Annotated in this window: 11 protein-coding genes; 5 read left to right on the plus strand and 6 right to left on the minus strand. The window is 74.3% G+C overall.

The genetic code is table 11. The features are described 5' to 3' along the window. Positions 1-114: 114 nt before the first annotated feature. Positions 115-1,632, minus strand: a complete 1,518-nt coding sequence (gene adh / locus ACH4ZX_RS01125; protein WP_398265499.1) for an aldehyde dehydrogenase — start codon at positions 1,630-1,632, stop codon at positions 115-117. A 107-nt stretch (positions 1,633-1,739) separates the two neighbouring features. Further along, the gene (locus ACH4ZX_RS01130; protein ID WP_398265502.1) at positions 1,740-3,005 is read right to left on the minus strand and encodes a GAF domain-containing protein; all 1,266 of its coding nucleotides are present in this window, start codon (positions 3,003-3,005) and stop codon (positions 1,740-1,742) included. Between the two features lie 375 nt (positions 3,006-3,380). On the opposite strand from ACH4ZX_RS01130, the gene ACH4ZX_RS01135 reads away from it, so the two are divergent. Then, complete coding sequence (locus ACH4ZX_RS01135; protein ID WP_398265505.1) at positions 3,381-3,998, plus strand: DUF6629 family protein; 618 nt, start codon at positions 3,381-3,383, stop codon at positions 3,996-3,998. A 45-nt stretch (positions 3,999-4,043) separates the two neighbouring features. Here ACH4ZX_RS01135 and ACH4ZX_RS01140 read toward each other — a convergent pair whose 3' ends face one another. Both ACH4ZX_RS01140 and ACH4ZX_RS01145 read right to left on the minus strand, forming a co-directional pair. Further along, the gene (locus ACH4ZX_RS01140; RefSeq protein ID WP_398265508.1) at positions 4,044-4,664 is read right to left on the minus strand and encodes a TetR/AcrR family transcriptional regulator; all 621 of its coding nucleotides are present in this window, start codon (positions 4,662-4,664) and stop codon (positions 4,044-4,046) included. A 255-nt stretch (positions 4,665-4,919) separates the two neighbouring features. Continuing rightward, the gene (locus ACH4ZX_RS01145) at positions 4,920-5,585 is read right to left on the minus strand and encodes a TetR family transcriptional regulator (protein ID WP_398265511.1); all 666 of its coding nucleotides are present in this window, start codon (positions 5,583-5,585) and stop codon (positions 4,920-4,922) included. 60 nt (positions 5,586-5,645) lie between these two features. On the opposite strand from ACH4ZX_RS01145, the gene ACH4ZX_RS01150 reads away from it, so the two are divergent. The 4 genes from ACH4ZX_RS01150 (at position 5,646) to ACH4ZX_RS01165 (ending at position 9,270) form a co-directional block, all read left to right on the plus strand. Continuing rightward, positions 5,646-6,332, plus strand: coding sequence for a class II aldolase/adducin family protein (locus tag ACH4ZX_RS01150; protein WP_398265514.1), 687 nt, complete (start codon positions 5,646-5,648; stop codon positions 6,330-6,332). Further along, positions 6,329-7,258, plus strand: a complete 930-nt coding sequence (locus tag ACH4ZX_RS01155) for a carbohydrate kinase family protein (RefSeq protein ID WP_398265517.1) — start codon at positions 6,329-6,331, stop codon at positions 7,256-7,258. The genes ACH4ZX_RS01150 and ACH4ZX_RS01155 overlap by 4 nt, the downstream gene beginning before the upstream one ends. A gap of 205 nt (positions 7,259-7,463) precedes the next feature. Beyond that, on the plus strand, positions 7,464-8,036 hold the full coding sequence (locus ACH4ZX_RS01160) for a TetR/AcrR family transcriptional regulator (protein WP_398265520.1): 573 nt from the start codon (positions 7,464-7,466) through the stop codon (positions 8,034-8,036). A gap of 58 nt (positions 8,037-8,094) precedes the next feature. Further along, the gene (locus tag ACH4ZX_RS01165; RefSeq protein ID WP_398266650.1) at positions 8,095-9,270 is read left to right on the plus strand and encodes a GDSL-type esterase/lipase family protein; all 1,176 of its coding nucleotides are present in this window, start codon (positions 8,095-8,097) and stop codon (positions 9,268-9,270) included. 101 nt (positions 9,271-9,371) lie between these two features. Here ACH4ZX_RS01165 and ACH4ZX_RS01170 read toward each other — a convergent pair whose 3' ends face one another. Both ACH4ZX_RS01170 and ACH4ZX_RS01175 read right to left on the minus strand, forming a co-directional pair. Next, positions 9,372-10,145: a LuxR C-terminal-related transcriptional regulator gene (locus ACH4ZX_RS01170; protein WP_398266653.1), complete on the minus strand. Its 774-nt coding sequence runs from the start codon at positions 10,143-10,145 to the stop codon at positions 9,372-9,374. 365 nt (positions 10,146-10,510) lie between these two features. Then, positions 10,511-12,298, minus strand: a complete 1,788-nt coding sequence (locus tag ACH4ZX_RS01175) for an NlpC/P60 family protein (RefSeq protein ID WP_398265523.1) — start codon at positions 12,296-12,298, stop codon at positions 10,511-10,513. Positions 12,299-12,593: the final 295 nt, after the last annotated feature.

Consider the following 12,593-nt stretch of genomic DNA (forward strand, 5'->3'; position numbering starts at 1 on the left):
GCCTTGCGGCGCCAACGGGGGCCAGTCGCCTGCCAGGAGTCGACGCGAACCCGGCACGCCGGAAAGGGCGCCTGTCCGGCAGTCGGCCGGTCAGGCGCCCCCTCCGTCTGCGTCCTAGAAGAAGCCGAGCTTCTGCTCCGAGTAGCTGACCAGCAGGTTCTTCGTCTGCTGGTAGTGGTCGAGCATCATCTTGTGGGTCTCGCGGCCGATGCCTGAGCCCTTGTAGCCGCCGAACGCCGCGTGGGCGGGGTAGGCGTGGTAGCAGTTGGTCCACACGCGTCCGGCCTTGATCTCGCGACCGAGCCGGTAGGCGAGGTTGCCGTTGCGGGACCACACGCCCGCGCCGAGGCCGTAGAGGGTGTCGTTGGCGATCTTCGCGGCTTCCTCGGGGGAGTCGAAGGTGGTGACCGAGACGACCGGGCCGAAGATCTCCTCCTGGAAGATCCGCATGTCGTTGGTGCCCTTGAAGACGGTCGGCTCGACGTAGAAGCCGCCCTCCAGACCGGGCACCGTGCGCGCCCCGCCGCCGGTGAGCAGCTCGGCGCCCTCCTGCTTGCCGATGTCGATGTAGGAAAGGATCTTCTCGAACTGGTCGTTGCTGGCCTGCGCGCCGATCATGGTCTCGGGGTCGAGCGGGTCGCCGCCCTTGATGGCCTTGGTGCGCGCCAGGGCACGGGCCATGAACTCGTCGTAGATCGAGGAGGCGATCAGGGCGCGGGAGGGGCAGGTGCACACCTCGCCCTGGTTGACCGCGAACATCACGAAGCCCTCGACGGCCTTGTCCAGGTAGGCGTCGTCGGCGGCCAGGACGTCGTCCAGGAAGATGTTGGGGCTCTTGCCGCCCAGCTCCAGCGTCACCGGGATGATGTTCTCGGACGCGTACTGCATGATCAGGCGGCCGGTGGTGGTCTCGCCGGTGAAGGCGATCTTGGCGATGCGCGGGCTGGAGGCCAGCGGCTTGCCCGCCTCGACGCCGAAGCCGTTGACCACGTTGAGGACGCCCGGCGGCAGCAGGTCGGCGATCAGCTCGACGACCTTCAGCAGGCTGACCGGGGTCTGCTCGGCCGGCTTGATGACCACGCAGTTGCCCGCCGCGAGCGCCGGGGCGAGCTTCCAGGCGGCCATCAGGATCGGGAAGTTCCACGGGATGATCTGGCCGACCACGCCGAGCGGCTCGTGGAAGTGGTAGGCGATCGTGTCCTCGTCGATCTCGCCGATGGTGCCCTCCTGGCTGCGCACCACGCCCGCGAAGTAGCGGAAGTGGTCCACGGCGAGCGGGATGTCGACGTTCAGCGTCTCCCGGACCGGCTTGCCGTTCTCCCAGGTCTCGGCGACGGCGATCCGCTCGAGGTTCTCCTCGATCCGGTCGGCGATCCGGTTGAGGAGCCTGGCGCGCTCCGCGGTCGAGGTGCGGCCCCAGCGGTCCGCCGCGGCGTGCGCGGCGTCCAGCGCGAGCTCGACGTCGGCGGCGGAGGAGCGGGCGACCTCGCAGAACACCTTGCCGGTCACCGGTGAGGTGTTGTCGAAGTAGCGGCCGTCGACCGGGGCGACCCAGTCACCGCCGATGAAGTTGTCGTAGCGGCGGGCGAAGTCGACGATGCTGCCTTCGGATCCTGGCTGCGCGTACACCATTGCGGCTCTCCTCGGAGGATGGTGAGGGCGGTGGTAAGGCGGCCCGTGCCGCCGTGACGCCGCTCACTGTGACCCCGGGAGGTTGGCGCGAGGTTGGCGCGGAGACGTCAGTCGCGCAGGGCGGTGCTGAGCCGGCCCACCGCGATCGGACGCCGCCTGTCGTGCGGGCCGAGCAGGCGCAGCGCGTGCTCGTGCACCTCGGCGTCGTACGGGGCGCGCTCGCCGTAGCGCAGTGCGTGCTCGGGACCGGTGCTGGAGAGCACCGCCTCCCGCACGGCGACCTCCAGCTGGGCCCGATACTCCACGATGCCGGGCGCCTCGGAGCGGGGCAGCAGCGGGCCCCGGTAGTGGGTGAGGGCGGTGCCGGTGTCGCCGCGCTCCAGGGCACGCAGCACGTCGACCGCGTCGCAGGTGACGGGCGCGGTGAGCGCGTAGCGGCGGGCCGCGACGCCGCCCCCGAGGGCGCGCCGCAGGTGGGAGATCTCCGCCTTGAACGTGGACGCGGTCACCGCCCGGTCCCCGTACAGCGCCTCGCGCAGCCGCTCCGGCGTGAAGCCGTCCGGTTCCAGCGCGAGCAGGGTCAGGATCTCCAGCTGGCGCGGACGCAGCGGCAGCGGCGCGCCCGCCCGGTCGGCCCGCTCCGCGCCCAGGCAGCGCAGCCGCACCGGGGCGGCCGGCGCGGCGCTCGTGGCGGCCTGCGCGGCGCCCGGCGCCGGCGCCTCCGTGCGCAGCCTGCCCTCGATGGCGGACACCAGCGAGCGCACCGTCGACATCGCCAGCGGGTGCGAGCGGTCCCAGGTGGTGGAGAGGTCCAGCACGCCCAGCACCCGGCCGTCCGGGCCGTGCACCGGCGCGCAGTAGCAGACCCAGCCGTGCAGGGCCGACACCAGGTGCTCGGCGGAGAACACGGTGCTGGGGCGTCCGGTGCGCAGTGCGAGGGACAGCGCGTTGGTGCCCATGTCCGGCTCGTCCCAGCGGCCGCCCGGCGCGAAGTTGACCCGCTCCGCGCGCCGCCGCATGGTCTGCCCGCCCCGCGTGAACAGGATGGTGCCGGAGGCGTCGGTCACCGCGGTGACGAACCCGGCGTCGTCGGCGATGCTGTGCAGCTCGTCGGACAGGTCGTCGACCGGCCTGCGCAGCGGCGAGGCGGCCCAGCGCTCCGCGACCGAGCGGGTGTCGGCGACCGGGGCGCTGTCCCGGCACGGGTCCACACTGCCGAGCGAGCGCAGCCACGACTCGGTGACCTCGGGCCGCAGCGGGCCGTCGGCGGCGGACCGGCGCGCGGGCGCGGGCTGCTTCAGCCGCGGCACCCAACGGGACCACTCGTCCTCCAGCGTGGCCCTGCGCCGCCGGAGGTCACTGCGCTGTGACATGCCTTCCCCTGCCGTCGTACGGGGACGATCGCCCACTGTCCGTCACGATCGCGAGGAGCGTACCTGTCCGGCCGGACGGGGAACCCTCCTCGGGACGGACGGGCAGCGCGCCCGCGGCCGGTGCCCCTGCCCCTGCCCCGAGCCTCGGGCCGACGAGAGCTTTATCGAACAATCGGGCGGCGAAATCAAGGTTTCGCGCGGATTGCGCCCTTCTCGCGTTCACCGGCAACGGTACCGGCGGGGCCGGGCGGCGGTCCGGAGGGCGGCCCGGACGGCGGCCCGGACGGCGGTCCGGCCGGAAACATGCTGTCGGGTCCGGCCGGCGGGGCATGATGCGGGGCCAGAGCCCGTGACGGTCCGACCCTGGGTGGCGCGATGTGCTGGAGTGCGACGGCCGACCTCGTGGCGGGGACCGGGATCGCCGCCGTGGGGGTGGCCTCGGTGGCGCGCACGCGCCGGGCCGGCGACCTGCCGCTGGCCGCGCTGCCGTTGCTGCTGGGCGCCCACCAGCTCGTCCAGGCGGCGGTCTGGCACGCGGGCGGGGGCTCCGGCCCCGCCACCGTCGCCTGGGCGGTGATCGCCCTGCCCCTGCTGGCGGTGTGGGTGCCGGCCGGCGTGCTGTGCGCCGCGCCGCGCCGGGCTCCGCGCCGGCTGGTCGTCCCGGCCGTGATCGGCGCCGTGACCGCCGCGGCCCTGGCGTACGCCCTCGCGACCCGTCCCGTCCGGGCCGAGATCCGCGGGCACACCGTCGGCTACGCCCTCGGCCTGCCGCACGCGCAGCTGCTCGTCGCGGGGTACCTCGTCGCGACCGTGGGCGCGCTGCTGCTGTCCGGCGACCGCCGCCTGCGCGTCCTCGGCGTCCTCGCGGGCGCCGGCGCGGCCGTCTGCTGGGCGCTGTGGCGTCTGGAGTTCGTCTCGACCTGGTGCGCGTTCGCGGCGCTGTGCTCGGTGGTCCTGTGGGGATGGGCAGGCGGGCGGCGGCCGGCGCGCTGACCGACGGTCCGCCGCCGCGGCAGCCGGGGACCCGGCGGGTCTTTGTCAGCCCTCGGTGTCGCTGCCCAGCAGCCCGACCCAGCTGTCGGCGAGCACCTCGATCAGCTGCTCGCGCTCCGTGCCCCAGCGCTCCCGCGTCCAGTTGCGTGCCGCGTGGTCGAGCTGGGCGATCGCGAGCACGCCCCGCGTGTGGCGGCTCTCCGGCGCGAAGCGTCCGGCCTGGTCGAGGCCGTCCTCTACGTCGCCGATGGCCTCCTCGATCCACGCGTCCACCAGCCCGCGCAGCTCCGGGTCGGCGGCCGCCGCCTCGAACGCGGCGTTGAGGTAGGGGCGGGCCGTGTCCCAGCGGCTGGAGATGTCCAGCAGCCACCGGGTGATCGACTGACGGCTGCCGTCGGCGACGACCGCGACCAGATCGCGCGCGGTGGAGCCGTGGGTGGGGGAGGCGATGCGTTCCAGCAGTTCGTTCAGCTCGCCGATCAGCGCCCGCATCAGGTCGCTGCGGGACGGGAAGTACGCGTAGAACGTCACCCGTGTGGTGCCCGCCGCGGCCGCGATGTCGTCGACCGTGGTGGCCGCGTACCCCTTCGTGCGGAACAGTTCCAGTGCCGTGCTCAGCAGGAGCTTCCGCGTCATCTGCTTCTGGGCTTCGCGCAGACCGGCCATCTCAGGCCACCCCCTGCCCGGAGGAGGACGGTGCGGCGGGGTGTGAGGGGGCCGGTCGGTGCGTCATACCGAGATCCTAGCCCGGTGGACAAGAGACCTCGCGGGGTGATTGTTCCGCGTAGGCTTCGAACGTTTTATTGACATGTCGTCAAGGCAGTCCCGGTCCCGGGTTCGGTGGAGACCGGGGTGCGGTGGAGGCCGGGGTGCGGTGGAGGCCGGGGTGCGGCGGGGGCCGGGGGTGCGGCGGAGAGCCGTCTACCGGCCCGGGCCGCGCTCGACGACAGCGGCGAGGTACCCGCGCAGCATGACCTTCGCCTCCTCCAGCAGGCCCGCGTCGCCCTCGGCGTCCCGGCGGAAGGCCTCCTGGGAGAGCGCGTCGGCGGCGAGCACCGCGGCGTGGCAGGCGCGGGCGAGGGCCTCGCCGTCGGCGACGCCCAGCGCGAGCAGCACCCGGCGGAGCCCGTCGGCCATGCGGCGTTTGTGCTCGCGGTCCGCCGCCCGGGTCCGCTCGGTCAGGCCGCTGCCGAACCACAGCGCCCGGAACCCGTGCTCCGAGCGGTAGAGCGCGGCGAAGGCGTCCACCAGCACCCCCACCGGGTCCTCCCACCGCTGCGCGGCCGCGGACTCGGCGAAGCCGTCCATGACCGACTCGAGCTTGGTGAAGTACCCGGCCGCGAGGGCGTCGATGATCGCGTCACGGTCGGGCAGGTACTGGTACAGCGACCCGATGGACACCTTCGCCTCCGCGGCCACCCTGGTCGTGGTGAGCGCCTCGACGCCCTCCTCGACCAGGACGCGTTCCGCGGCCTGCAGCACCCGGGCCAACCGCGCCCTGCTGCGCGCCTGCTGGGGTCTGCGGCGCAGCGGAGCGCCCCCTTCGAGTCCGTCGACTCCGTCGAGACCCGCGGTGGGCTCTCCCACGAGAACAACCTCCCGAATGTGAACGTGACTTTGTTTCAGGTTTAGGCTACGGTCGCGCTCATGACCGACTCAAGCGCGGCCCCCGACCGGGAGCGGGCCGCCGTGGCGGCCGCCTGCCGCCGCCTCGGGGCCGAGGGTCTGCTCATAGGCACGGCCGGGAATGTCAGCGTAAGGGTGGGGGAGCGGGTCGCGGTCAGCGCGACCGGAGCGGTGCTGGCCGGCCTCACCCCGGACCAGGTGACCGTGGTCGACCTGGACGGCAGGGTCGTGGCCGGGACCCTGGAGCCGACCTCGGAGCTGGACCTGCACCTCGGTGTCTACCGGCGCTACGGCACCGGTGCCGTCGTCCACACCCACGCCCCGATGGCCACCGCCCTGGCCTGCGTCCTCGACGAACTGCCCTGTTTCCACTATCAGTTGCTCGCCCTCGGCGGTTCGGTGCGGGTCGCGCCGTACGGCACCTTCGGCACCCCGGAGCTGGCCGCGTCCGTGGTCGCCGCGCTGGAGGGCCGCAGCGCCGCCCTCATGGCCAACCACGGCGCGCTCACCCACGCGCCGAGCCTCGACAAGGCGGTCGAGCACGCCCTGCTGCTGGAGTGGGCGTGCGGGGTCTACCAGCGCGCGGCCGCGCTCGGCCGGCCCCGCGTCCTGGACGAAGGGCAGCAGCTCGCGGTGATCGAGGCCGCGCTCGCCCGTGACTACGGCACCACCCACCCCGTACCACCCGCGCAGGAGGGACAGCGATGAACGTCGTCACGATGGGCGTGCACGTACTGGACGTGCTGGTGCGGCCGGTGGAGGAGATACCCCAGGGGCAGGGCGCGACCCTCGTCGAGGACATCAGGCTGACCGCCGCCGGGACGGCCGCCGGGACCGCGCTCACCCTCGCCAAGCTGGGCGCCTCGGTGCGCACGGCCGGGGCGATCGGCGCCGACCCCACCGGCGACCTGCTGTTGCTGCTGCTGGAGCGGGCCGGCGTGGACACCGGGCTCCTGGTCCGCCGCCCCGACACCTCCACCTCCGCGAGCGTGCTGCCCATCCGCCCCAACGGCGACCGCCCCTCCCTGCACCTCCTCGGCGCCAACATCACCTACGGCCTCGACGACGTGCCCTGGGACGCGGTCGCCGGGGCCGGCCACCTCCACCTGGGCGGCCCCGAGCTGATCGGCGCCGACGTCGCCGCGCGCGTCCTGGCGCACGCCAAGGAGCACGGCGTGGTCACCTCCGTCGACCTCCTCGCGCCCGGCGAACTCGGCACCTTCGACCAGATCGAGGCGGTGCTGCCGTACGTCGACCACCTGCTGCCCAACGACGACCAGGTCCTCGGCTTCAGCGAGGAGACCGACGTCGTGACCGGCGCGAAGAAGTTCCTCGACGCGGGCGCGGGCGCCGTCGCGGTGACGTGCGGCGCGGACGGCGCGCTGCTGGTGACGGCGCAGGGCACGCGGTCCGTGCCGGCCTTCGACATCGACGTCGTCGACACCACCGGCTGCGGCGACGCGTTCTCGGCCGGCTACCTGCGTGGGGTGAGCCTGGGACGCCCCCTGAGCGAGGCAGCCGTCCTCGGCAGCGCCGCCGCGGCCCTCGTCGCGCGGGGACTCGGCAGCGATCACGGCGACTTCGACCTCGCCGCCGCCGACGCGTTCGCCGCCACCCACAAGCGCCGCTCGTGATCCGACGCCGCTCGTGATCCGACGCCGCTCGTGATCCGACGCCGCGCGTGATCCGACGCCGCGCGGGCAGACGCGGGGTGGGCGGACGCGGCATGGGGCGATGCCGCGTCCGCCCGCTCCTGGCCGCGAACCACCGACTTCCCTAAAGGACGTGCTAGTCTGCCTAAAAATATTAGGCAGACTGCCGTCGACCGAAGGGATGCCCATGGCCCGCGCGGGGCTGTCCGCGGAACGCCTGACGCAGGCCGGTGCCGAACTGGCCGACGAGGTCGGGTTCGAGCAGGTGACCGTCTCGGCGCTCGCCCGCCGGTTCGACGTCAAGGTCGCCAGCCTGTATTCGCACGTGCGCAACTCCCAGGACCTCAGGACCCGGATCGCCCTGCTCGCGCTGGAGGAGATGGCCGACCGCGCGGCCGACGCGCTCGCCGGACGGGCCGGCAAGGACGCCCTGACCGCCCTCGCCGACGTCTACCGCGACTACGCCCGGGAACACCCGGGCCGCTACGCGGCGGCCCAGCTCAGACTCGACCCGGCGACGGCGGCGGCGAGCGCGGGCGTGCGGCACGCGCAGATGACGCGGGCCATCCTGCGCGGCTACGACCTCGCCGAACCGGACCAGACCCACGCGGTCCGCCTCCTGGGCAGCGTCTTCCACGGCTACGTCAGCCTCGAACTGGGCGGCGGGTTCAGCCACAGCGCCCCCGACACCCAGGAGACCTGGACCCGGATCCTCGACGCCCTCGACACCGTGCTGCGCAACTGGCCGCCCGCCACCTGACCGGGCCAGGACCCGGCACCCCTTTTCCCGACGCGACCCACAGGCTGAGGCAATGGCGATGCACACCACTGACAACTGGACCACCACGCCCATCACGGCGGACCTCCTGCGCGGCGCCCTCGACGTGGAGCGCACCGAGCAAGGCCTGCTGCCCCACCGGCTGCCCGCCCGGGCCCGCGCCCAGAACACCGACGCACAGCTCGCCATGGCCGAGTCCCAGCCTTCCGGCGTCCGGCTGGCCTTCCGCACCCGGGCCACCGCCGTCGAACTCGACGCCCTGCGCACCAAACGCGTCTACGTCGGCGCCCCGCCCCGCCCCGACGGCGTGTACGAACTGCTCGTCGACGGACGGCCGGCCGGCCGCGCCGAGTCGACGGGCGGCAACACCCTCACCGTCGACATGGTGACCGGCACGACCGAGCACCGGCCCGGAACGCCGGCCACCCTGGTCTTCACCGGCCTGCCCGGTCACGACAAGGACGTCGAGATCTGGCTGCCGCACAACGAGACCACCGAACTCGTCGCCCTGCGCACCGACGCGCCCGTCGAACCCGTACCGGACCGCGGCCGTCGGGTGTGGCTGCACCACGGCAGCTCGATCAGCCACGGCTCCGACGCCGCCGGTCCCACCGGCATCTGGCCCGCGCACGCCGCCCGGCTGGCCGGCGTGGAGCTGATCAACCTGGGCCTGGGCGGCAGCGCGGTGCTCGACCCCTTCACCGCCCGCGCCATGCGTGACACCCCCGCCGACCTGATCAGCGTCAAGCTGGGGATCAACCTGGTCAACCTCGACCTGATGCGCCTGCGCGCCTTCGCCCCGGCCGTCCACGGCTTCCTCGACACCATCCGGGAGGGCCACCCCGCCACCCCGCTGCTGGTCGTCTCGCCGATCCTGTGCCCCATGCACGAGGACACCCCCGGTCCCGCCGCGCCCGACCTCGCCGACGGCCGGCTGCGGTTCGTGGCCATGGGCGACCCGGCGGAGCGCGCGAGCGGGAAGCTGACCCTGAACGTCATCCGCGAGGAACTGGCCAGGATCGTCGCGCAGCGGACGGCGGATGACCCCAACCTGCACCACCTCGACGGCCGCGCGCTCTACGGCGAGGCCGACGCAGCCGAACTCCCGCTGCCCGACCAGCTCCACCCGGACGCCGCCACCCACCGCCTGATCGGCGAACGCTTCGCCGCCCTGGCCTTCACCGCCGACGGCCCCTTCGCAGCCCCCGACGCCTGAGCCCGCCCATCGGCCGCCGGGCCCGCCCACCGGCCGCCCGGGCCCGCCCACCGGTCGGCCGCCCTTCGGGCAGCGGCGGACGGCTTTCCGTGACAGCCGTCCTAGCCGGGCAGCGACGGCGCCGGGATCAGGCCGAGCCGCTGGGCGCGCAGCACCGTGCTGATGCGGTCGCGGGTGCCGAGCTTGCGGTAGATGTTCTCCACGTGCTTGTGCACGGTCCGGTCCGAGATGCCGAGCCGTCGGCCGATCGCGGCGGCGGTCAGGGCGTCCGCGAGCAGCAGCAGGACGGTCGTCTCGCGGGGTGTCAGGGCACAGGACTCGGCCGCCTCGCGCGGCGAGCCCGCGGCGCCGCCCGGACCGGCCGACCGCTGCCAGTGTTCCAGCAGCTGCCGCTGCTGCTCGACGGCCGACAGCAGCGGCTGCATCTGACCGGCGATGCGCAGGTGGTCGTCGGTGAAGTCCGTGCCGGAGCGGTAGACCATGCACCCGGTGATCGGGTCCGACGTCCCGGGCAGCGGGATCGCCAGGACGTGGTCCATGTCCATGACGTCGCCGATCAGACGCGCGGTCCGGCTCGACGACCAGGCGCGGCCGGCCGCGCGGCGGGCGGTGAGCGGCGACCGGTCGGGACCGCTCTCGTAATGGCGCGCGAACGGGAACCCCGCCCGCAGGACGCCCATGTCCTCCTCGCCGAGCCGGTCGAACTCGGCGGCGACCCCGGGCGACGTGCCGACCGTGCCCGCGCGCTCGCTCCAGTCGTCCAGCTTGTAGACCAGAGTCTCGCCGCCGCACAGGCCGGGCAGCGCGGCCGTCAGCAACGGCCACAGCCGCTCCGGCTGCCGCTCGTGCAGCGCGGCGACCGCCACCGACAGCATGCGCTCGTAGGCCCTGGCCTCGCCCAGCCCCTGTGCCACGTTCCCTCTCCGCTCGTCCGCCGCGTACGCAGTTGTACCCATACCGGCGTCGTCAAGCATTGCTCAGACTTCAACCGAGCAACAGCGACGTTCTCGGATGAACTCCAGCACATCGGCGCTGCGGCGGCCACGGCGGGGGAGGCCGGGCGGGAGGGGGCCCGGCCTCCGCCCCCGGACCCGACGGCCGGTGGGCGACATCCGGAACGTGTCATCACGCCTCGTGGACACGGCTGCGGCGTGGGCGATTGCCGTCCGCGCGCGGCTGCGCGGACCCCGCGCGGGCCGCCGGCACGGGGGACCGGCGGCCCGCGCGGCACAGGAGGGTGTTACGCCGGGCGCACCGCGATGCGGATCGCCGACTCCCCCGCGTAGAAGACCGATTCCTCGCGCACGTAGGTGCCCGGGCCCGGCGCGTGGATCATCGTGCCGCCGCCGGTGCAGAGGCCGACGTGGGTGAATTGGTCGTTGAAGAAGATCAGGTCACCGGGCCGGGCCTCGGCGAGCGGGACCACCGTGCCCGCGTTCGCCTGCTCGGACGCGGTACGCGGCAGAGCCACCCCGGCGGCCTTCCACGCGGCCTGGGTGAGGCCGGCGTCGTCGTACGACCCCGGGCCTGCCGCTCCCCACAGGCACGGCCTGCCGATCTGCGCGCGGGCGAAGGCGACCGCCCGCTCGGCCTTGGTGACGGGGCCGGTCTCCGGGGCGGCGGCGACGGGCAGGACGCCCGTGTCGAGGACGCTCGGCTGAAGCAGCCGCCGCTCCTCCTCCGCGTGGCGGGCCTGCTGCGCCGGGTCGGTCCACGGGGCCGCGGCGGGTTCGGAGGTGATCGCCGCGACGGGCGCGGCCTGCGGGACCGCGTACCGGGCCAGCGACTCGCGGGCCGCGGCGAGCTTGCGCCGGTTCCGCTCCTTGGCCACGCCCAGCCCGGCCTGCCGCACCCCGGCCGACCCGGCGCCCGCCCCGGCCTGCGGTGACGCGGGCAACGCGACTCCCGCCCCGGCCTGCGGTGACGCGGGCAACGCGACTCCCGCCCCGGCCTGCGGCGACGCGGCCGACGCGACCCCAGCCATGGCCTGCGGTGACGCGGCCGACGGGGTGCCCAGCCAGCTTTGCTGTGTGCCGGTTGCCGGGGTGCCGGCCAGGGGCTGTTGTGTGCCGGCCGGGGCGGTGGCCGGCCAGCTTTGCTGTGTGCCGGTCGTCGGGGTGCCGGCCAGAGCCTGCTGTGCGCTGGCCGGGGCGGTGTCCGGCCGGCTCTGCTGTGTTCCGGTTGCGGTGGTGTCCGTCCAGGGCTGCTGTGCGCCGGCCGGGGTGGCGGCCGGCCAGCTCTGCTGCGTGCCGGTTGTCAGGGCGCCGGCCCAGGTCTGCTGCGTGCCGGTCGTGGTGGTGTCGGTCCAGGTCTGGAGCGAACCGTTGGCCGTCGGGTCCGGTGAGATCCCCAGGGAACCGGTCGCCGTCGGGTCCGGTGAGATCGTCAGCGAACCGGTCGCCGTCGGGTCCGGCCACTGCTGTTGCGTGCCGCCCGTCGAGGGCCGGGTCGCGGGCAGGTCGGGGGCGGCCTGCGTCCGGGGCCCGGGCAGAGGTGGAAGCGCGGCCGCGGGCCGCGCGGTCAGTTCCGCCGCCGGGCGGGAGGCCGGTCCGGCCGGGAGTTCCGCGACGGGCCGCTGCTCACGCCCGCGCTCCAGGGCGGCCGCCGCCGGACGCGCGGGCCTCGACTGCACCGGGCGGGCCGGCGCCCGCCCGGCCGGCAGCGCCGCCGGCACCGTCGGACCCAGTGACGCACGCACCACGTCGAACCACTTCCGCGCCACCTCGTCCAGGGCGGGATCGGTACGCCTGCGCCCCTCGCCGCCCGCCGAGGCGGCACGCCCGCGCGTCCGCGCCGTCATCGCGCGCGTCGCGTTGAAGGTTCCGGTGTCACTCTCGGCCCGGTCGTACAGCATGCGTACCCGCTGCTGGACCTCTTCGCGGCTCGGGCCGTCACCGTCGGCTCCGAGCGCGGCGTCGGCGGCCTGCGAGAACAGGGCCACCGAGGTCGAGTCGGCCGTTGCGACAGCGGAGTCGCGCATACCGGGGAGGCCGAGGCCGCCCGCGCGCGGGGTGCGTTCCGGCGCCATGGGAGCCGTACTCCTTCCGTACTCCGCCTACCGGGTCAGCGGCGGGGGTTCCCGGGCCGTCAGGCCCTGGGAGAGGGTTCGGGCGGTCGATTCGGAAGGCTTGCCCTACGGCCCTGCCCCTACGGGCGGTCGGGCCGATCAACCCCAGTCGTTCGGTCGGGTTCCCGGCTCCGGCTGCCACGCGGCGCACCGGACTCGGCGGAGGCCGCCCGACCCGGCGCGGTTCGCCGGAGGCAGTCGAGCAGCCTGGGCGTCAACTTAGCCAACTTGTGCGCCTCGTGTGAAGATTGGAGTG

Source organism: Streptomyces sp. NPDC020490 (assembly GCF_044335305.1).
Classification (GTDB): Bacteria; Actinomycetota; Actinomycetes; order Streptomycetales; family Streptomycetaceae; genus Streptomyces.

Bases quoted from the DNA above. Each gene is read 5' to 3' on its own strand.
- ACH4ZX_RS01160 (WP_398265520.1), top strand. From the start codon at position 7,464: ATGGCCCGCGCGGGGCTGTCCGCGGAACGCCTGACGCAGGCCGGTGCC.
- adh (WP_398265499.1), bottom strand. From the start codon at position 1,632: ATGGTGTACGCGCAGCCAGGATCCGAAGGCAGCATCGTCGACTTCGCC.
- ACH4ZX_RS01170 (WP_398266653.1), bottom strand. From the start codon at position 10,145: ATGCTGTCGGTGGCGGTCGCCGCGCTGCACGAGCGGCAGCCGGAGCGG.
- ACH4ZX_RS01175 (WP_398265523.1), bottom strand. From the start codon at position 12,298: ATGGCGCCGGAACGCACCCCGCGCGCGGGCGGCCTCGGCCTCCCCGGT.
- ACH4ZX_RS01135 (WP_398265505.1), top strand. From the start codon at position 3,381: ATGTGCTGGAGTGCGACGGCCGACCTCGTGGCGGGGACCGGGATCGCC.
- ACH4ZX_RS01140 (WP_398265508.1), bottom strand. From the start codon at position 4,664: ATGGCCGGTCTGCGCGAAGCCCAGAAGCAGATGACGCGGAAGCTCCTG.
- ACH4ZX_RS01150 (WP_398265514.1), top strand. From the start codon at position 5,646: ATGACCGACTCAAGCGCGGCCCCCGACCGGGAGCGGGCCGCCGTGGCG.
- ACH4ZX_RS01165 (WP_398266650.1), top strand. From the start codon at position 8,095: ATGCACACCACTGACAACTGGACCACCACGCCCATCACGGCGGACCTC.
- ACH4ZX_RS01155 (WP_398265517.1), top strand. From the start codon at position 6,329: ATGAACGTCGTCACGATGGGCGTGCACGTACTGGACGTGCTGGTGCGG.
- ACH4ZX_RS01130 (WP_398265502.1), bottom strand. From the start codon at position 3,005: ATGTCACAGCGCAGTGACCTCCGGCGGCGCAGGGCCACGCTGGAGGAC.